General features: G+C 68.2%; 15 protein-coding genes. 14 read left to right on the forward strand and 1 reads right to left on the reverse strand.

The annotated features are described in order from the left end of the window. The first annotated feature begins 5 nt into the window (after positions 1 to 5). The 12 genes from AC07DA_RS33720 (at position 6) to AC07DA_RS33775 (ending at position 11,148) form a co-directional block, all read left to right on the forward strand. The gene (locus AC07DA_RS33720) at positions 6 to 416 is read left to right on the forward strand and encodes a hypothetical protein (protein WP_351348457.1); all 411 of its coding nucleotides are present in this window, start codon (positions 6 to 8) and stop codon (positions 414 to 416) included. A gap of 264 nt (positions 417 to 680) precedes the next feature. Beyond that, entirely contained in the window at positions 681 to 1,064 is a 384-nt protein-coding gene (locus AC07DA_RS33725; protein ID WP_351348454.1) for a hypothetical protein, read from the forward strand. Further along, positions 1,061 to 1,864, forward strand: a complete 804-nt coding sequence (locus AC07DA_RS33730) for an SPDY domain-containing protein (protein ID WP_351348451.1) — start codon at positions 1,061 to 1,063, stop codon at positions 1,862 to 1,864. Before AC07DA_RS33725 ends, AC07DA_RS33730 begins: the two co-directional genes overlap by 4 nt. Before the next feature lie 21 nt (positions 1,865 to 1,885). Then, a complete protein-coding gene (locus tag AC07DA_RS33735; RefSeq protein WP_351348448.1) occupies positions 1,886 to 2,248 on the forward strand; it encodes a hypothetical protein in 363 nt (120 codons plus the stop codon). After that, on the forward strand, positions 2,245 to 3,039 hold the full coding sequence (locus AC07DA_RS33740; RefSeq protein ID WP_351348445.1) for an SPDY domain-containing protein: 795 nt from the start codon (positions 2,245 to 2,247) through the stop codon (positions 3,037 to 3,039). Before AC07DA_RS33735 ends, AC07DA_RS33740 begins: the two co-directional genes overlap by 4 nt. Positions 3,040 to 3,637: 598 nt before the next feature. Continuing rightward, a complete protein-coding gene (locus AC07DA_RS33745) occupies positions 3,638 to 4,414 on the forward strand; it encodes an SPDY domain-containing protein (RefSeq protein WP_351348442.1) in 777 nt (258 codons plus the stop codon). A 33-nt stretch (positions 4,415 to 4,447) separates the two neighbouring features. After that, complete coding sequence (locus AC07DA_RS33750) at positions 4,448 to 6,238, forward strand: type IV secretory system conjugative DNA transfer family protein (protein WP_479132029.1); 1,791 nt, start codon at positions 4,448 to 4,450, stop codon at positions 6,236 to 6,238. Between the two features lie 4 nt (positions 6,239 to 6,242). Beyond that, a complete protein-coding gene (locus AC07DA_RS33755; protein ID WP_351348436.1) occupies positions 6,243 to 6,692 on the forward strand; it encodes an XF1762 family protein in 450 nt (149 codons plus the stop codon). 229 nt (positions 6,693 to 6,921) lie between these two features. Beyond that, complete coding sequence (locus AC07DA_RS33760) at positions 6,922 to 7,719, forward strand: hypothetical protein (RefSeq protein WP_479132030.1); 798 nt, start codon at positions 6,922 to 6,924, stop codon at positions 7,717 to 7,719. Between the two features lie 125 nt (positions 7,720 to 7,844). After that, the gene (locus AC07DA_RS33765) at positions 7,845 to 8,717 is read left to right on the forward strand and encodes an adenine nucleotide alpha hydrolase family protein (protein WP_351348430.1); all 873 of its coding nucleotides are present in this window, start codon (positions 7,845 to 7,847) and stop codon (positions 8,715 to 8,717) included. Between the two features lie 5 nt (positions 8,718 to 8,722). Beyond that, positions 8,723 to 9,967, forward strand: coding sequence for a DNA cytosine methyltransferase (locus AC07DA_RS33770; RefSeq protein ID WP_351349555.1), 1,245 nt, complete (start codon positions 8,723 to 8,725; stop codon positions 9,965 to 9,967). Beyond that, entirely contained in the window at positions 9,967 to 11,148 is a 1,182-nt protein-coding gene (locus AC07DA_RS33775; RefSeq protein ID WP_351348427.1) for a DnaB-like helicase N-terminal domain-containing protein, read from the forward strand. Before AC07DA_RS33770 ends, AC07DA_RS33775 begins: the two co-directional genes overlap by 1 nt. 81 nt (positions 11,149 to 11,229) lie before the next feature. On the opposite strand, the gene AC07DA_RS33780 is transcribed toward AC07DA_RS33775, so the two are convergent. Next, entirely contained in the window at positions 11,230 to 12,120 is an 891-nt protein-coding gene (locus tag AC07DA_RS33780; protein ID WP_351348424.1) for a DUF5655 domain-containing protein, read from the reverse strand. 480 nt (positions 12,121 to 12,600) lie between these two features. Between AC07DA_RS33780 and AC07DA_RS33785 the strand changes: the two genes are divergently transcribed. Both AC07DA_RS33785 and AC07DA_RS33790 read left to right on the forward strand, forming a co-directional pair. Then, positions 12,601 to 15,558, forward strand: coding sequence for a helicase-related protein (locus AC07DA_RS33785; RefSeq protein ID WP_351348421.1), 2,958 nt, complete (start codon positions 12,601 to 12,603; stop codon positions 15,556 to 15,558). Continuing rightward, a complete protein-coding gene (locus AC07DA_RS33790; RefSeq protein ID WP_351348418.1) occupies positions 15,552 to 19,394 on the forward strand; it encodes an Eco57I restriction-modification methylase domain-containing protein in 3,843 nt (1,280 codons plus the stop codon). The genes AC07DA_RS33785 and AC07DA_RS33790 overlap by 7 nt, the downstream gene beginning before the upstream one ends. The last annotated feature ends 47 nt before the right edge of the window (positions 19,395 to 19,441 follow it).

Genomic DNA, 19,441 nt, shown 5'->3' on the forward strand with positions numbered 1-19,441 from the left:
GAGTCATGGGCAACCGTGCCGACGAGTACGGCACCGACGTCGAGATCTACCGCAGATGGCTGAATACCACCATCTACGTCGAGACGCCGACCGGTGCGCCCGCGAAGCTGCTCGACCAGCTCGACCAGCTGGGCTTCGAACGACACCAGTTCCCCACCCCGGAGCCCGTCTACATCTGGCACGAGGTCCCCGCACACCTCGACAGCGCCGAGCAGCAGCGCCTGGCGACCTGCGCCATCCCCACCCTCCTGCTGGCCGGATACAAGGTCAACTGCACACCCGAGGTGTTCGACCAGGCCGCCTACCAGCAGGCACTGCACAAGATCCGATCCGGCACCTCCCGCCAGACCACCCACCCGCCCGGCGGCCCTGCCGCCACCTCCCGGCGCCCCGCGCCCACCGGACGTACCCCGTAAACGCGGCGGGCCCCAGCCGGGGCCCGCCCTCACCCCCACCCGAACAACCACTCGGAGAAGCCCGTAACTCCCCGCACACCCCCGCCGATGAGCCGGCGCCTCAGCCCCCGCTTGGCGACCGCCGTGTTCCGCCGCTACCTGCGCGCCTGCATACCGGCAGGTCCCGACCGCACCTGTCTCCTGGCCAGTGCGCGCCCCGAGGCCGCCCTCAGTGAAGCCCGCCGGACCACCCGCCCGTAATCCCGATCTACCGCCTGGAGGAGCATGCCGCACCCGACACAGAACACCGCCCGACTGACCGCCGAGATCACCCAGCGGCTCGCACACCTTTCCCACGATCTGCACCAACTGCCTGCCGACGAAGCCGTCCAGGTCATCGCGCGCATCGTCAACCCGGATGACGGCATCCTCGGCGCTTTCACACAACTCGTCGAAGCCGGGTCCCGCCTTGCCCGGCACCAGGCCGAACGCGGTGCGCTGCCGGCAGAAGTGTGGCTGTCCCTGGGCCGGGCCGCGAACGAGCTGTACAGCATCGGCCGGGACCTGGACGACCACAAGGACACCCTCGTCCAGTTCGGCACACGGACGGGCCTGGCAGCGAGCAAGCCTCCCGCCCCGGCCCCGCTGGTCGCCCGGCGGCGCCGGTGAGGAACACCCAGTGGCAGGGCTGGGGGCCGGGCGAGCAGGCCGAGCAGCACTACCTCGTCGAGCCCCGGGCGCTGGCCGGCGGAGGCGACATCCGTCACGTCTCGGAGTTCCTGCGCGCGTCCGGCTGGCAGGACAAGTCCAAGAAGGGCGGCCCTCTGGTCATGGAGAGCCCCGACCGTGCGGTCCGCCTCTCCTACGCCCCCTACACCCAGCCCGGCGGCTGGACCATCCGCAGCGCGGCACAAGGCAACCAGGCCGAGTGGTGGGCAGTGATCGGCCGGCAGGCGCCGGTGGAGATCGTCGCGGGACTGACCGACGCTCTCACCCGCTCCCGCTCCGCGCACGCCCCCAACGTGTGGGCGCCCCTGCAAGAACAGCACTGGCACACGCAGTTCGAAGGCCGGAACTACACGGCGGCCAGCCCCGACGGTACGGCGTGGATGCACTTCCGCCAGGACGGTGACGGCAACGCCCTGTGGTGGTCAGGCGCCCGGGACGAGCGCGGCAACGGCTGGACCGCCCAGTTCGCACCCAGCACCCCCATGCACCTCGTCCAAGCCTTCTCCACCGCGCTGGCCTCTCCGGAGCCGGTCATGCGCCCCCGCGGACGCGTCCCGCACAGCACGAAGATCCAAACCACCTCCGTGTCCGTCCTGCCCTCCCAGCTCAGCGCCTGGCAACAGGCCCGCATCACCGCCGCCCGCGCCGCCACCTGGGCCCGCAACTCCGTCCGCAGCCCACGCCCCCGCACCACTCCCCGACACCACGCCGGTGCCGGCGCCTTCCGCGCCCACCGCTGACCCGCACCACCAAGGAATTCTGTGCCCGACCTCACCCCCGACAGCGTCCACGCCGCCACCGAGACCCTCTCCCGCCTCACCGAATACCTGCGCCAGGACCCGGACCCCGCCGAAGCCCTCGCCCTGGTCGAGCCGTTGCTGGACGAGTACACCGGCCTTCCCGTCCAGCTCGCCGACGCCCTGCGTGCCCTCGCCCGCACCGTGCAGACCCACCGCCCGCACACCCCGCTGGACCATAAGGTCGACCTTCTGGTCCAGGAACTGCGCAGTGCCGCCTGGGAACAGACCGACCAGCACACTCTCCACTACGTCATCGACGACCTCCGCGCCTTGTACGCCTCCTCCGAACCGACGCGCACGCTGGGGTGCGGCACGTGCCGGTGAGCGGACAGCAGCTCGAAGAATTCGCCAGGAGGCACGCCTGGCGCATCCCGTTCGACACCAGTCCCCGTCACCTCGCCGGCCCCGGCGACGCCCGCCATGTCACCCACGGCCTGGCCGCCGCCGGATGGAAACGCACCTCCGACCCACTCAGCCCCGAGATCGTCCTGAGCAGCCCGGATCACCGCTACCGCCTCGACTTCGTCCCGGAGTCCGGCACGTTCGCCTGGTGGCGGCTGTGGGTCGGATCCACCGACACCGAGCCGGGCTGGACCGCAACCTTCGGCGAACTCGTGCCCGCCGAGGTCCTCGCCGGCTTCACCGACGCCCTCGTCGCCCCCGCACCCACCGAACACAGCAGCCCGCTGGATGTGGCGGACGCTGCGGGATGGCTCCTGGACGCACGCGGCGCGGCCAGCTCACCGGACGCTGTCTGCCGCCTCAAACGGCGCTCCGACTCCCTCCCGTCCTGGCAGGTGGAGATCCACGATCCCGACCGCGGGCGCCGGCTGTGGCACGCCTCCTTCGACGACCGCACGCCCGACCACCTGGTCAACGCCTTCCTCACCACGCTCGTCGACCCCGCCCCGCTCCAGCGCGGGATGGGCGACCGCACCGCCCACCACAGCGCCGTTCAGACACCCAGCCCGCTCAGGCCGGAGCAGATCGTCGAGGCACACACGGACCGTCTCAACAGCATCCGTGCCAAGGTCCGTGCCGCCCGCCGGCAGAACAGCAAACCCAGCACCTCCCCGGCGGCGCCCGCCGCCGCACGGCTGGCCGCCCGCCGCTGACCCCGCGAAAGGACACCCCTATCTCCTACCCGCACGCTCACCGTGAGTTCCTGGGCCACCTCGACGGCTACATCCGCGAGGTCAAGAAGATCCTCGACGCCTGGAACGTCTACTCCGACGAGCACACCGACCTCGACGGCTGGCCGTACGACGACCACGCCTACGGGCTGCGCCAGCAACAGCGCGATGCCGACACCGCCGCAGCGTTCGAGGACCTGCGCGCAGGCGCCCAGCAGCTGCTGGACACCGCCGACGCACAACTGTCTCTGGTTCCGGCCGGCACCGCGCAGACCCGCTGGATCTACCAGCTCGGCGTCCTGCGCGACGCGCTGGACCGCCTCAACACGCTGCACGAGGAGTGGCTCCGCACCCGCGAAAGTCTCCCGGCCGACGGCAAGCCCGGGACGAACGTCTTCGACGCCGCCCTTGCCGAGCACCGCGCCGAGTGCTGGAGCTACCTCGACGACTGGGCTACCCACGGTCACGTGATCAGTGAGATCAACAACGCTGCCCGGCACGCGCCGTCCCCGCTGGCTCCCCCGCCCACCACGCGACCAGCCCGGGCCACTGGCCGAACCGCGGCAGCGCGGAGGTGACGGTGCACGACGGCCCTTCCCAGACGGTCGACGTCGACTTCATTGCTCCACGTCACCTGGCCGGCGGCGGTGATCCCGCATGGATCACCGTCCCCCTGCACCACGCCTGCAGCTGGAGCCACGGCCACGACCCCCTGATGCCGCGCGTCATCCTCTCCAGCCCCGACCAAAAGGCCCTCCTGCGGCTGGAACCGGACCCCTACGGCCAGTGGTGGACGCTCCAGCACGCGCCCACCGAGGACCGGCCCGCCTGGTACGCGAGCTTCGGCGCCCGCACCCCCGTCGAGATCATCGCGGGCTTCACCGACGCACTCACCGATCCCACCACCGACCGGGACAAAACCCACGACCCCCTGGCACCGCTCCTGGCCGCCGGGTGGTCGCCGTCCTACAACCCCCACCGGTTCGTCTCACCCGACGGCACCGTGCGGGTCGACGTCCACGAGACGACAGGGACCTGGTGGATCGGCGCCGTCCTGGACGACGCACGGCCCCCGGTGTGGCAGGCCCGCTGCGGCGAGCACACACCCAAGCACCTGATCGCCGCATTCACCACCGCGCTCACCGACCCGCACCCGGCAGCACGCACCGGCACGGTACTCAGCCTCCCGACCCGCAACCCAGATCTGGTCACCCACACCCGCCAGGAAGTACCGGCCCAGCAGGTCGCCTCCGCGCTGGAGGACCGCGTCCGCCAACTCGCCGCCCGACACGCGGCCCCGGCAGCGCCAACCGCCATCCCCCGACGCCCGTCCGCCGGTCCTGGCCGCACCCACTGATGCCCTTGTCCCCGCACCGAAGCACGTAGCCCTTTGCCTCCCACCTCCGCCAACAACTCCGACGGCTACGACATCGCCTTCCGTCTCCTGATGGGCGTCCTCGCCGTCGTCGTCCCCCTGTCCCACCTCGCCTGGCTGTCCGGCAACATCACCGCCTGCCTCACCGAACACCCCTGGGCGTCGTACCAGCCGACCACCGCCCTGCTCCACCCCGACCAGCTCTGGCCGACGGCCGGAGAAACGTCCCTGCTGATCGGTGCCCGCATCATCCCCGTCACCGTCCTTCTCGCCCTCGGTGCAACAGCCGGCCTGCTGTGGGCCCGGCACAAGAGCAACGGCGGCGGCCGGAAGAAGAAGATCACCGGAATGGCCAAGCCGAAGGACATCGAGCCTCTGATGGCCAAGGCGATCACCGACAAGGCGCGCTCGCTGCGCCCGAGCCTGAAGACCGCTAAGCACATCGACGCCCGCGACACCGGCATCCTCCTCGGCAATCTCCAAGGCACCAGGCACGAGGTCCGCATGGGGTACGAGGACGTGGCCGTCGCCATCATGGCGCCGCGGTCGGGCAAGACCACCTCGCTGGCGATCCCCTCCATCCTCAACGCGCCGGGCCCCGTCCTGCTGACCTCGAACAAGGCGGCCGGCGACGCCTACACCGCCACCCTCGACGCCCGCGCAGCGGTGGGCCGGGTGTGGTCGATGGACCCGCAGCAGATCGCGCACGCCGCCCGCGAGATGTGGTGGAACCCCCTCGCCGACGCCAAGACCCTGGACGGCGCCGGCCGCCTGGCCGGTCACTTCCTCGCCGCCTCCGTGGACGCCTCCCAGCAGGGCGACTTCTGGTCCAAGGCCGGATCCAACATCCTCAGCCAGCTCTTTCTCGCCGCCGCGCTCGATGACCGGCCGATCACCGACGTGATGCAGTGGCTGGCCTTCCCCGCCGACCGCACCCCACTCGACATCCTGCGCGACCACGACTTCACCGCGGTCGCCGCCCAGCTCAAGGGCACCGTGGAAGGCCCGCCCGAGACCCGCGACGGCATCTACGAGACCGCCCGCCAGTACGCCGCCGCCCTCCTCAACAGCGAGATCGCCGCCTGGGTCACCCCGCAGAAGGACGTCCCCGAGTTCCGGCCCGCCGAGTTCGTCACCTCCACCGACACCCTGTACCTGCTGTCGAAGGACGGCGGCGGAGGCGCGTCGGCGCTGATCGCCGCGTGCGCGGACTCCGTGATGCGTGCCGCGACCGCCCAGGCCGAGCGCGCCGGCGGCCGGCTCGACCCGCCGATGCTGGCGATCCTGGACGAGGCCGCCAACGTCTGCAAGATCAGTGACCTGCCGGACCTGTACTCCCACCTCGGCTCACGCGGGATCATCCCGATCACGATCCTGCAGTCCTACCGCCAGGGCCAGAAGGTCTGGGGTGACGCGGGCATGGACGCGATGTGGTCGGCCGCGACCGTCAAGGTCATCGGCTCCGGTATCGATGACCCGGACTTCGCGGACAAGCTGTCCCGACTGATCGGTGACCACGACGTCGAGACCACTTCCACCTCCACCTCCGAGTCCGGGAAGTCGACGTCCGTGTCGATGCGGCAGGAGCGGATCCTGCCGGCCGATGCGGTCCGCGCCCTGCCCAAGGGAACCGCCCTGGTCTTCGCCACCGGCATGCGCGCCGCGATGCTCGACCTGCGCCCCTGGTACGCAGAGCCCGGTGCAGACGAACTGGCCGCCGCCTCGGCCCGCGCCTCGAAGGCGATCACCGAGCGTGCCGTCGCCAAGCACGCCCCGAGCCAGTCCGACTACGGGCAGGCCGCATGAGCGAGTGCCGGCTGCACCTGGTGCCGGTCCGCTCCGCGAGGCCAAGGACTTCGTCCGGACCTGGCACCGGCACCACGCGCCCCCGCCAGGACAGATCTTCGCCGTCGGAGCCGCCGACGAGGAAGGCACCCTGCGTGCCGTGGCGATCGTGGGCCGACCCGTCGCCCGCCACCTCGATAACGGCACCACCCTGGAGGTGGCCCGTACCGCCAGTGACGGGGCACGCAACGCCAACTCGCTGTTGTACGGAGCGGCATGGCGAGCGGCGAAAGCCCTCGGATACCGGCGGTTGATCACCTACACACAGGACGGCGAGAGCGGCGCGTCCCTGCGCGGGGCCGGCTGGCGTGTCATCGCCAGCCGGCCGCCCCGGGCCGGATGGCACACCCCCCGCCGGCCCCGGACCGACCGCGGCAACGACCGCATCGCCCGGCTCTTGTGGGAAGCCCCCTGAACCCTTGCGACGGGGCCGGAGGCCGGCGGTCCACCACACCTGGCGCTCTTGAAATCCCTCGTCATGAACCGGAGTCGAGCCTGTCTGTGAGATCGCACAGCCGCCCGGCGGGCTCGCCGTGCCGGCGCCACTCCCCGACCAGCGTGCCGCCCGTCTGCGCTGACCCCGTCTACCTCCGCAACCTGTGATGACGACACCACCCGACCACAACCACACGCCCCTATTCGACGTGGACGCGCCCGTGCCGCTGATGCCCGTGGAGCGGCTGCTGGCGCTTGCCGACCTGTACACCGAGCACAACGACCGGATCGACCTGCTGTTCTCCGGCCGCGCCCCTCATGATCCGGGTGCTTCCGTGTCATCCGCCCGGCGTCTGGAACGCGAGGCCCTTGCCTCCATCACAGCGGTCCGGCAGCAGCGCCTGCCTGCCATCGAACCGGTGTCCAGCGCCGTCGTACGGCTTAAGCAGATCGCCTACCTGACCAGCGGTGCCACCCGCTACCTCACCGCCGCCCAGCAAGCTCTGCCCGAGAGCGATGCAGCGCACGCACCCCCCGATTCCCGTCGCGGGCTCGGTCAGTACCTGCGGCTGGCCCGCGAACTCACCGCCCTCGCTCCCGCCGCCATCGTCGAGTCCGCCACGCATATTGCCGCCAGACTTCCCGACCGGGCGCGCAGCAGCACCACCGTCCCCGGCATGGACGCCGGCCATCGCGACGCCTTGCTCGAAGTCGCCCGTGGCCATGTCATCGTTACCGGGCAGTACGAGCAACGCGGCTACGGCCACACCGTGTCGGTGGGCATCGACGTGCTGCGCCACCTGGAAACCCAGGAACTGGTCACCCGCGAGCCCGCCTCCGCACCCCCCTTCTTCCCCGGCGGGCCGCTACGCGACCGCGTCCGCCTGACATCTCTCGGTCTTTCCGTCCTCAGCACGGTCATCGGCTCCCCCCTGCACATCCGCCTGTCCGCGGCCCGCCCTGTCTCCACCCCGGCTACGGCCACCACCGCCCGCGCACGCCGCTGACGGCGCCACACGCGCACACCGCCTGCCTTCCTGCCGCAGCCTCGTTCACACAAGGAAGCCCCCAGATTCCCGCATCGCCCACGCTCGTCTGTATATCGCTCGGTGCCGGCGTCCAGTCCAGCGCCATGCTCGCCCTCTCCGCCAACGGCCATCTCCCCAAGGCCGATTACGCGATCTTCGCCGACACCGGCTGGGAGCCACACGCCGTCTACCGGCACCTCAACCGGCTGGAGAAGGAGATCGCCGCTCCCGCCGGGATACCGATCCTGCGCGTCTCCTCCGGCAACATCCGACGCGACGCCCTCGACCCCGGTCACCGCTTCGCCTCCATGCCCCTGTACATCCTCAACCAGGACGGCAAGCAGGGCATGACCCGTCGCCAGTGCACCGGCGAATACAAGATAAAACCGATCAAACGACAAGTCCGGGAACTCCTCGGCTACCCCTACCCGCAGCGCGTCCCAAAGGACGTCTTCGTCGAGCAGTGGGTCGGCATCTCCACCGACGAGTTCCACCGCGCCAAGGACGCCGACGTCCGCTACATGCGCAACCGGCACCCGCTCATCGACCTGGGCTGGTCGCGCACCGACTGCGTCCGCTACCTAACCTCGCTGGGTCTCGCGGACACCCCGAAGTCCAGCTGTCTGGGCTGCCCGTTCCACGGCAACGCGCAGTGGCGGCACATTCGGGACACGAGCCCCGACGAGTGGCAGGACGTCGTGGAATTCGACGCCGCCATCCGCCAGGGCAACGCCCGCGCGAACGCCGGCGGCAACCAGCTGCTGGGGCAGGCGTTCCTCCACCGCTCCCGGGTGCCGCTCGACCAGGCCCCGATCGACCACGTCACGGCTGCCGAGTGGGCCGCCCGCCAGCAAGAACTCGACGACCGCGCCCCCATGGAGGAGGAACTGGAGAACGGGGTGGTCGACGGCTGCTCTCCCTGGACCTGCCGAGGAGAGACCGACCTGGTGCAGGACGACTTCGCCCTGGCCTCGTGAGACGGATCATCCTCGACCTGTTCGCCGGCCCCGGCGGGTGGAGCCACGCCCTCTCCGTCCTCGGGGCCCGCGACATCGGCCTGGAATGGGACACCTGGGCCTGCAAAACGCGAGCCCGAGCCGGGCAGTTGACCATCCAGACCGATGTCGCCCGCTATCCGGTATGGATCTTCGCCGGCCGCGTGCTCGGGCTGATCGCCTCCCCGCCGTGCCAGGCGTGGTCGATGGCCGGCAAACGCCTCGGCCTAGTCGACCAGCCCCTCGTCCACCAGGCCGTCACCGACCTCGCCGCCGGCCGCGACACCCGCGAGCAGCTGCTCGCCGCGTGCGCCGACGCCCGCTCCCTGCTCGCGGCCGAGCCCATGCGCTACCTGCACGCCCTAAATGCAGTGGGCGAGCCGGAGTGGGTGGCCATGGAAGAGGTCCCCGACGTCCTGCCTCTGTGGAAGCAGTACGCCGCGGTGCTGCGTACCTGGGGCTTCTCCGTGTGGACCGGGATCCTGAACGCTGCCGACTACGGCGTCCCCCAGACCCGCCGTCGTGCGATCCTCCTCGCCTCCCGCGTCCGTACCGCCGAGCCGCCGCCGCCCACACACGCCCAGGTCGCCGAGCCCGAATCGTTGTTCGGTCCCGGCCGCGCACGGTGGGTGTCGATGGCTCAAGCCCTGGGCTGGGGCCGTACCGACGGCCCGGTGCCCACCGTGTGCGCCGGGGGCGGACCAGGAGGCGGCCCCGAACCCTTCCCCTCTGGGGCCCGCAAGACCCTCACCGACGCCCGCACTCGCGGCACCTGGACCCCACACCCGGGCGGGGCCGCCAGACACGGCAGGCGCACCGACCAGCTGGTCGACCGCGAAATGCAGCCGTGCCCTGCGGAAGCCAACCGCTGGGCATGGTCCTTGCGGAGCAACAACCAGGCCAACGCCACCGTGCGACGGGCAGACGAGCCGGCCGGGACACTCTTCTTCGGGCACCGCGCGAACGAATGCACCTGGGTCGCCGAACCCGCCGCTCCCGTACCCCTGCACGTCCCTGAAGGGCAGAACCTGGCGATGCCGGAGCCGATCCGGATCACCGCCCGGGAGGCGGGGATCCTGCAGTCCTTCCCGGCCGACTACCCCTGGCAGGGCAACAAGGGCCAGCAGTTCTCCCAGATCGGCAACGCCGTCCCTCCCCGGCTGGCCGCCCACCTTCTCGCTCCGCACCTCAACGTCCCGCTCAACACCGACGACTTCACTCTGGCCGCCTGATGCCCCGCACCCCACAACCTGACGAGGACGACCTCGCCACCATCACGTCGTGGCCGCCGGTGTACTACGCCGAGCAGGCTCTACTTGGCGCCCTCCTGTCCGACCCGCAGCACCTCGCTGACGTAACTGGGATCAGCCCAGAAGCGTTCTCCACCGCGGCGCACGCCGCGGTGTTCGCAGCGATCTGCGCCGTGCCCGCCCCCGCCCTGGCCGACAACACCGACTACGCCGCCGCGTTCGCCGCACTGCGTGCGCAATCACCCTCTGGCCTGGCCGAGCGCACCGAGCACATCGTCTGGCTCGGCAAAGTGCTCACCACTGCCCGCAAGCAGGCACGCGGACTGACCGCCGCACACCTGCACGGACTCATCAGCGCATGTCCCAACCCCCGGCACACCCCCGCGTACGCCCGGATCATCGCGGCCGAATCCGCCCGCCGCCGCCTGCGCAAGGCCGCCGACCGCCTGGTGCACACGGCACGGGAAGCCTCGCTCCCGCATCCCGTGCCGGCCGCACTGGCCGAGGCCGACACCCTCGCATCCGTCGTGGACGACATCGCCGCCGCCTTCCCAGCGCACTCCGGGCCCCTGCCGCGCACTCCCGCACCACCGCCGGCGCCCCTGCACGACGGCGGCGAAGCCGCCCAGGAGGAGCGGCTGCTGCTGGCCACGTGCACGGCACGCCCGGCCGAAGTCGAGCAGATGCGCTGGCTGACCCCCGAGGACTTCACCCACCCCCTGCACGCAGCGCTCTGGCAGTGCCTCACCGCACTTGTACGCCGCGACGTGCCAGTCGACCCCGTTACCGTCATATGGGAGGCCCAGCAGCGCGGTGCCCTGAGCGCCGCGGACGACCCTCGGCACCTGCTCACCTTCCTTGCCGAACCGGACGTGTCCGCGCTCTACCTGGGCGAGCGCATACTGCACCGGTCTGTGATTACCACGGCCCACCACGTCGGCCGCCGCATCGTGGCGTTCACCGACGACCCGGCCAACACCCCCTACCAACTCGTCGTCGGCAGCCGCCGCGCCCTCGCCGAAATGACCGCCATTCGCGCCCGGTGGCACCACGCCACCACGTCCACGCCAACAACCTGGTCCCCGCGCCGCACGGCCAGGACGGCGCCCCGCGCTGGCCCGCCGCCCACCACAGCCCCACCGACCAGCCGCATCGCACGCTGACCGAACCTTTCCGGCGGCCGGACCCAACCGGTGCGGCCGTCGGCAGAAGGAACCCCCTCGTCGGCGCTACCTGTGAGCCCATCAGGCAGCTGCGTAGCTGGCACGGAACAGGTCTAGCGCTCGATCAAGGTCCCGAAGCGTGCGCAGCTGCACCTCAAGGTCACCCGTCCCGTGATGACCGAGCCCCGTCACGTCCCGGGTGAAGCCGGGTACCAAATCGACCTCCTTCGGATCGACCTTGAGGTAGACAAGGAGCTTGGTCTTCTGCGGCGGGCAGGCGCAGGCAAAGTTCCGCAGACGCTGATACGCCCGGTACGTCTTACGCTGAACGCAGTTCACGCCATCCCCGAGACCGAGCAGTGTCTCATCCAGCGCCTGCGCCAGCTCGTCCAGCGCCGTGCTCGGGCCGCCCTTCACTGCCAGTACGGTCGACCGCCTGCGCACCCGTCGCACAGCCGGCGACCTGCCGCTGACGGAGGCCACGGTCTCAAGGCCGAGCAGGTCCCTGCCGAAGAGTCGGTAGCGGACCAGGTCGATGCTGCGCCGGTGCTCGCGCACGGCGTGCACGTCGTAGCGGGTGAAGTCCCCGGCGACGCAGATCAGCCTCGGACTGCTCCACAGCACCTGGGCCGCGGCCGTGGCCCCGAGCCGGTCGCGGACCAGGTGCTCGAACTCCGCCCGGTGGTCCACGAGCCAGCTCAGGTAAAACAGCCCCTGGTTGATGACGCCGGCGTCAACACCGCGCTTGTACTCCACAACGACGGGTGATCCGTTCTCATCCAGGCCGAGCGAATCAATCCTGCCCCCATGGAAAGGTCCAGTGCTGTACTCGCTCGCCAGAAACCGGACGCCCAGAAGCGTCTCCATGTGTGTCTCGACCAGACCCTGCACATCTGCCTCGGTCTCAGCAAGACGCGGCGCGACCTCGGTCGCGCCGCTCGTCGTCGTGTGGAACAGCTTCAGGCCCGACACCTCCGCCTCCTAGGGTCGGTGATCCTCAACGCCAGGCAGGCTCGGGATTGTTTCCGCGAGGGGCTCTGGGCCTGTGAAGATGGTGTAAGACGCTACGTCCGGGCCCCCGGCGTCCCACCGTCCCGGGAAGCTGGAAACCCACATACGTCCCAGCTGCGACATTCGCAAGCATCTGAGATACTCCGTCTTCGCAGGTCAGGACCCGTAGCTCAGTGGACGGAGCAGGCGTGTTCTAGGCCCCTTGCTCCATATCTCATCCACATTCAGCACTCTGCCGCTGCAGCCACTCTGCCACCTCAACAACAGTCGCGGACGTCCTGCACAGATCCCCTATCTTTCGCCAGGCCCGGAACCGCACTGTGGGGTGGGACTATGATGCCGCGCTACCCCGCGAGACCTGATTACCTGATCTGTCTCCCTGCGATGTAGGTCCAGGTAGCCTTCTACCTGCTCATCAGCAGGTAGGGAGACACGTCAGTCATGTACGAGCGCGGGATGCGGGTACGGCTCCGAGATCGCGTGTGGGAGGTCGAGGCTGTCCGCGGCGCAGGCAGCGAGACATTCCTTGATCTACGCCGGGCCGATGAGCGCCCCGGGCCACGCCATCTGACGGTGCTTGCCAGTAGGGAACCGACAATCAGCCTGGAGGCGCCGACCAAGCTACGCTTCGAGCCAGGTAACGCCGTCCTGCTTAACGAACTGCATGACGCGCTGGCCCTCACTATGGCCCACGGCCGCGGAGACCTTCTGGCGGTCGAGCACGGCCGGATCGATGTGGAGCCCTACCAGCTGGTGCCCGTCCTCGTCGGCATGCGTCAGCCGCGCGTACGCCTGCTGGTGGCGGATGATGTCGGTCTGGGCAAGACCATCGAGGCCGGCCTCTTGCTGATGGAGCTGGCCCGCCGTGGCCGCGCGGACCGCGTACTGATCGCCTGCCCGGCAGGACTCCAAGACCAGTGGGTCGAGGAGATGCGTTTCCGCTTCAACCTCGACTTCGCCAAGGTCGATAGCAAGAAGTGGCTGGAGGTCCGCCGGGACAATCCGACCACGGTCAGTCCATGGACCGCCATCCCGTACGCGGTGTCATCGATCGACTACCTGAAGAACAACGTCGGGGCCATTCATGCCGCGCCCCCGTTCGACGTGGTGATCATCGACGAGGCCCATCACGTCGCCCGTGCATACGCGGGAGAGGGGCGCTCCAGCGCCACCGACCGCAGCCGACTGGCCCGCGCACTGGCCGACCACAGCCGAGAGCTGGTCCTGCTGTCGGCCACGCCGCATAACGGGTACCAGGAGTCTTTCGCCAGCCTGCTCCAGCTCCTGTCTCCGCACCTGGCCGCCGATGACGGGCGGCTGGATCCAGAATTGGTCCAGCCCTACATCGTGCGTCGACTCAAGGACGACGTCACCCGCGGCGAACCGCCACAGCCCATCAGCCGACGCCTTCCACCGCAGCCCATCGAGGTCCGCCCAACCAGCCGAGAGAAGGAGATCCACCAGCGGCTGCGCGGGCACAGCAAGCGCACGCTGCACGCCCTGCGCGGCACGGACTCCTATTACGTGCAGGCATTCGCCCTGGAGGTGCTGCGCAAGCGCGCCCTGTCCAGCCCCTACGCGCTCCTGCAGAGCCTGCGCCGGCGAGCGGAGAGTCTCGGCATCACGCCGGTCGATCATGTCGGTCGGCAGCGCATGGACGTACTGCAGCAATACCGCGGGGACACCGCACTTCCGGAAGCAGACCTGCGGGCCGCCGAGGAACTGGCACTGGAGGGCGTGGCCGCTCATCTCCCAGAGGATCATCTGCGCGAGGAGCAGCGCCTGGTCGGCAGGCTCCTGGACATGGTCGAGGCTCTCAGCCCCGGCGATGACAGCAAGCTCACCCGCCTACAGGGCTGGCTGGAGGGCTTCCGCGCCGGGCGGCGGGGGGAGAGGGTCATCCTCTTCACCGAGTACCGCGACACACTGGACTACCTGGAGAAAAACCTGGGCCACGGGCCGTTGCTGCGGATCGACGGCTCCATCCCGCTGGCAAAGCGTCGCGAAGTGCTGGAGAAGTTTTCCGCCATGCCCGGAGCAATCCTGCTGGCCACCGATGCCGCTGGCGAAGGGCTCAACCTGCAGGACGCCTGCCACGTTGTGGTTCACTACGAACTGCCATGGAACCCAAACCGGTTGGAACAGCGCAACGGCCGCGTCGACCGCTATGGCCAGCCGCACGTCGTCGAGATCAGCTACCTCTATCTGGCCGAGACTCGTGACGAGGAAATCCTTCAGCGGCTACGTGACAAGCTTTCCACCATCACCAAGCAGCTCGGCTCCAGCAGCGACGTCCTGGGCGTCGCCGGCCGAAGCGACGTGATCGATGGTCTCCTGGAAGACATCGACGCTGAAGAACTGGAACAACGCCTGGAACGGGCAGTCCAGCAGGTCCGTGACTACCTTGAGCGCAGCGGTGCCCTCGTGCTTATGCAAAGCATGAAGAACGAGAAGCAGGTCGAGGGCGAGACCACGGCCGCCCTCGAACAGGCCCGCTGGCTCCTACCGGACTTCGACGAGTTCCGGCAACTGGTGGCCTCCGTGGTGAGGCAGTGCGGCGGCTCTGTTTCGGGCAACGGTGACATCGTGACCATCGAGCCTGGACCTCTCCTCAAGCAGTATCCGCTCGTCCCTCAAGAGGCATTTCAGGCCACCTTCAGCCGCTCCGTCGCCCTTGAGCCTGAGCACCACGGAATTGCCTTCCTCACGCCAGCCCACCCCCTGGTACGGGCAGTCCTGCAGCGCGTCCGCACCCGCCTTTATGACGAGCGCGCCGCCAACCGCGTCGCCGTGCGACCCGTGGCTGTGGGCCATGCCGGGTGGCTGTTCACCTACGTCGCCCGAATCACCTCCGACGACGGCCGTGTCCTGGAAGAGCCGCTGGTACCCGTCTTCGTCCCTCGCAATGCCGATGGCACACCCGCCGCGCCCAGCCAGGACCCGACCGCAGACCTGCGCCGCCTGCGCCAGCGCCCCGCGCCCTCGGGCAGCCTCGACATCATCGACAAGGCCCGTCAGGAACTGGCTCCTGGTTTCGACACCGCCGCCCTCCTCGGGCAGCAAGAAGCCTCTCGTCGAATCGCCGTCCGCGCCGAAGTCATGCGAGAACAATTGAGCGCCCAATCTCAACGCCTACACGCCGACCTTGACCGCTGGCACGCGGCAGAACTCGCCGAGGCCGAAAGACGCTTCGCCACGAGCGCGGGTGACAGTGTCCAGTTCGGCCTCTTCGCTGACACCGGACACGGTGCCTTCCACACCCTCGAAGAAGCCCGAGCCGCCGTCGACGACGAGTTTGGCCGACGCCGCAAGACTCTCAGCCGCGGCTACCAGGTCGCCGATGTCACCCCCAGTGAAGCAGTCGGGTGCATCGTGTGCGTGGAGGTGCCGGCATGCTGAATATCACCGTCGCTGGCACCACTCTGTCCACGTACTACCTTTCAGACCCGGCGCTCTTCCTGCGCGAACAACACGACCGGGTCGGAGCCGACGACGCGGCAGATGGCATCCGTCACGCCAAGCGTGAGCTGCGGCGCCTGGTCGCCGATATCGACGAGACCAGCACTACGGGGGACACCCGCAAGCGCATGCTCACCTGGCTATCGTGCTTCGGTTGGAGCTTTGCCGGCAGCCTCCCGACCATAGATGAACCCGTCCCCGGCCGCGCCAGTGCTTCCGATGGCCAACCCGGTTCTACCGATCTTGTCTCCGTGCTGATCACCCCGCCCGGGCAGCACCTGGACGCCTCACCCACAGGCCGCCGCGCAGGCAAGCTGCGGCCCCAGCGTCAGGCCGAAGTGTGCGCACGCGAGCACCGGCTACCCGCCGTCCTGCTCAGTAACGGGAGCGAACTGCGTGTGATCAGACGCGATCCCGGACTCGGCGGGGAAGCCAGCTACCTCTCAGTGGATCTCGTCGGCCTAGCTGAACTCGGTGATGACCACGAATGGCGTGTTCTGTGGGCCCTGTTGCGACCCGAAGCCTTCGTCGCCGACTCCACCGGCGAAATCCTGTGGAAGCGGGTGGAGGACGCCAGCTCCGACACCGCCACCGCCGTTAGTGAAAATCTTTCCGGCGGCGTGCGCACCGCCATCAGCGCCATCGCCAACGGCGCTCTCCACCACTGGCGGCAACACCAGCAGCCCGTCCCCGAGCCACGCGACCTCTTCGCCGACGCCCTCAAGATCGCGTACCGGCTGCTGTTCGTAGCCTACGCAGAGGACCGGGGCCTCCTTCCCGTCGGCACCCCCTCATACGACCGGGGCTACTCCCTGCGCGGCCTCCGGCGGGAGATCCTCACCGACACCGGTTGGGCACCCGATGGCGGTCTTCTGTGGAACTCTCTCCAAGCGTCGTGGTCCCTGCTTCGTGACGGCATCGACGCTGGCGAGCTCCAGATCACCGGCTTCAACGGGGGCCTCTTCGACCCAGCCAAGTGCCCGCTGCTCGACGACCCGGCCATGACCGTCGGCGACATCTTCGTCCGAGACGCGATCGACGCCCTCTCTTGGACCGAGGCCGAACGCCCCACGAGCAAAACAGCCATGGGACGACGAGTAGTCAACTACCGCGAGCTTGGCGTCGAACAGCTGGGGAGCATTTACGAAGGGCTGCTCTCATTCGAGCCTCAGATCGCCGACTCCCCCAAGGCTCTTGCCCGCATTGGACGAGGACAGTCGGCCATCGTGCAGGTACTCGACGCCGAGCAGCTGCCCGCGGGCGCCGAGATCCTAGAAACCTACGGCCCTGGCACCTTCTACCTCTTCGAAGCCAGCGGTCAGCGCAAGGGCTCTGGCTCCTACTACACGGCTCGTCCGCTGGCTCACTTCGTCGTTGGCGAGACCCTCCGGCCCCTGATCCAGGACGCCGCTCCCGAAGACATTCTCAACCTGCAGATCTGTGACCCCGCCATGGGATCGGGTGCCTTCCTCGTCCCGGCCGTGCACCAGTTGACCGAGGCTTACGGTGAAGCCCTTGCCCGAGAAGGCGAACTACTCGACCACAAGTTGGACGACGCTGAGCGCGCCACCTATCGCCGCCTTATCGTCGAACGCTGCATCTACGGCGTCGACCTCAACCCGATGGCGGTCGAGCTTGCCAAGGTATCCCTCTGGCTCACCACAGCGGCAGCAGGAAAGCCCCTATCCTTCCTCGATGCGCACCTCCGCTGCGGTAATGCAGTCGTCGGGGCCGAGATCGGGAGCTGGTCAGGCGTCCCTGTGCCAGCGCAAGGAGGGCGCGCTCAACGCGCCTCTGCCACAGCGAGTGACTTGCAAGATGCGCTGTTCACAGTGGAGGAACCCGATCTCGCCTCGGTCGTGCGCGTGCGTCAAGCGCTAGCGTCTAGCCCCTCAGAAGACCGCCTCCAGGTACGAGCGAAGGAGAAGCGTTTCGAGCGGCTTCTTGAAGGTGACGACTTCACGAGGCTACAGGCGCTCGGCGACTGGTGGGTGGCCCCCTTCTTCTTCTCGGACGAACTCAAAGGGAATAGTGGACTGTGGCTCGCCGCGCATGACGCCATCAAGCGCGGAGATCCCCTTCAGCGCCACTTGGCAGCCCTACCAAAACAGGTTCGCACAAAGATCCGCCCGTTCCACTGGGAGATCGAGTTTCCCGAGGTGTTCTTCGACACGAACGGAGAGCGGCGCCCGAATGCAGGCTTCGACGCCATAATCGGAAACCCCCCGTGGGAAGGCATCGCATTCAAGGCAGCCGAGTTCTATGGCCAGTTCGACCCGTCTTATGCGCTGCTGAAAAAGGCAACCGAGCGCACCGCCCGCCAGCAAGAACTGGACGATCGGCCGGAAATTCGACAAGCCAGGGAATCCGAGAACGCGAGACTTGACGGAATTAAGGCATTCATCAAGTCGTCCGGCTTGTATCGAATGCTATATTCTCATGGTATCGCATTCAATTATTACCGCACCTTCCTTGAGCGGGAAATCTCCTTGCTGTCCCCGTCTGGGCGCATCGGCTTGGTAATTGACTCCGGAGTCGCCTCGGACGTGTCCACGGCTGACCACCGCCGTGAACTGTTGGACCACTTTGACATCGACAGATTCGTCCTGTGCGACAACACCAACGGCATCTTCCCGATCGACCGGAGAGAGCAGTTCATCCTCCTCGTCGCGGGCCGTGGCGGTCACACGGATCCCCTTCCGTTCACCTCGAACGTGTCGGAGTTGGAACACCTCTTGGACCTGGAGCGTCGCAGCCTTCCCATCTCACGAGCGACACTTGAGGCCCTTGACCCCGAATCACTTGCAGTGCCGGATGCCCGAGACCCCGGCCTGCTTCAGTTGATGGAGTCGATTTACAAGGATCGTCCTCTCTTCTTGGACGCCATGCCGATTGGCAGGTGGCAGATCGAATGGGGGCGTGAGTTCAACATTTCCGACGACCGTTCCGCTTTCTCCCCGAGCGGTACCGGAATTCCCATGCGGGACGGCAAGGATATTCATCAATACGTTCATGATTTCGCGGAGCCCGTCAATCGACTCAAGGAGGGAATCGGCGAGTCCGCACTCGTAGGACGGGCAAGAAAGCGCGCGAAGAAGAAGGACGTTCGATCCTTGACTCGCTCACGCGGAGAACTCTTCCTCAGGACTACCGGACCCCGACGGGAAACACTGGAAGTCCCTGCCGACTCTTACAGGCTGTGCTTGAGAAAAAAGGCTCGTTCCAATGATGAGCGAACCCTAATTGCTGCCATCGTGCCTCCGGAAACGGCGGTCACCGAGATGCATTTCTTCTATCGGTCCGTCTTCGATCATGCCGCTAATGGCTATCGCACGGTGCTCAGCTCGGAAGCTATGGTCTTCGCGGCTGCCCTTCTCAATAGTTTGACAGTGGACTTCATTGCGCGGAGGAAGGTATCGACCACCGTCAGCAAGGCCATCATCTCGACGCTGCCCGTGCCGGATGTGCCCCTTGACGAGGGGCCGGGTGCAGAAGTCGTACGGCTCTCTGGCCGCCTCACATGCCGTACCGCCGAATTCAATGAGTTGGCCGAAGCCCTGGGTGTCGATTGCGGCGGCCTAACGAAGGAAGAGGAAAAAGCTCTACGAGCTGAGCTCGACGCCCGAGTCGCCCACCTCTACGGGCTGTCTGCGTCGCAGCTGGAGCTGATCCTGGCTGACTTCCGGCAGAGCGCAGACTCCGATGGCAGTCCGGTACGGCCCAGCGAGGAGTACAAGGCCCTCGTCCGCGAGCACTTCGCGCGCCTGGCTGGCTGATCTTGACCGCCCGCGCGGCACGCGTTGTCAGTACTCGGCACTACGCT

It is taken from the genome of Streptomyces sp. NPDC044921 (assembly GCF_056432865.1).

Bases quoted from the DNA above. Each gene is read 5' to 3' on its own strand.
- AC07DA_RS33785 (WP_351348421.1), top strand. From the start codon at position 12,601: ATGTACGAGCGCGGGATGCGGGTACGGCTCCGAGATCGCGTGTGGGAG.
- AC07DA_RS33725 (WP_351348454.1), top strand. From the start codon at position 681: ATGCCGCACCCGACACAGAACACCGCCCGACTGACCGCCGAGATCACC.
- AC07DA_RS33720 (WP_351348457.1), top strand. From the start codon at position 6: ATGGGCAACCGTGCCGACGAGTACGGCACCGACGTCGAGATCTACCGC.
- AC07DA_RS33790 (WP_351348418.1), top strand. From the start codon at position 15,552: ATGCTGAATATCACCGTCGCTGGCACCACTCTGTCCACGTACTACCTT.
- AC07DA_RS33775 (WP_351348427.1), top strand. From the start codon at position 9,967: ATGCCCCGCACCCCACAACCTGACGAGGACGACCTCGCCACCATCACG.
- AC07DA_RS33765 (WP_351348430.1), top strand. From the start codon at position 7,845: ATGCTCGCCCTCTCCGCCAACGGCCATCTCCCCAAGGCCGATTACGCG.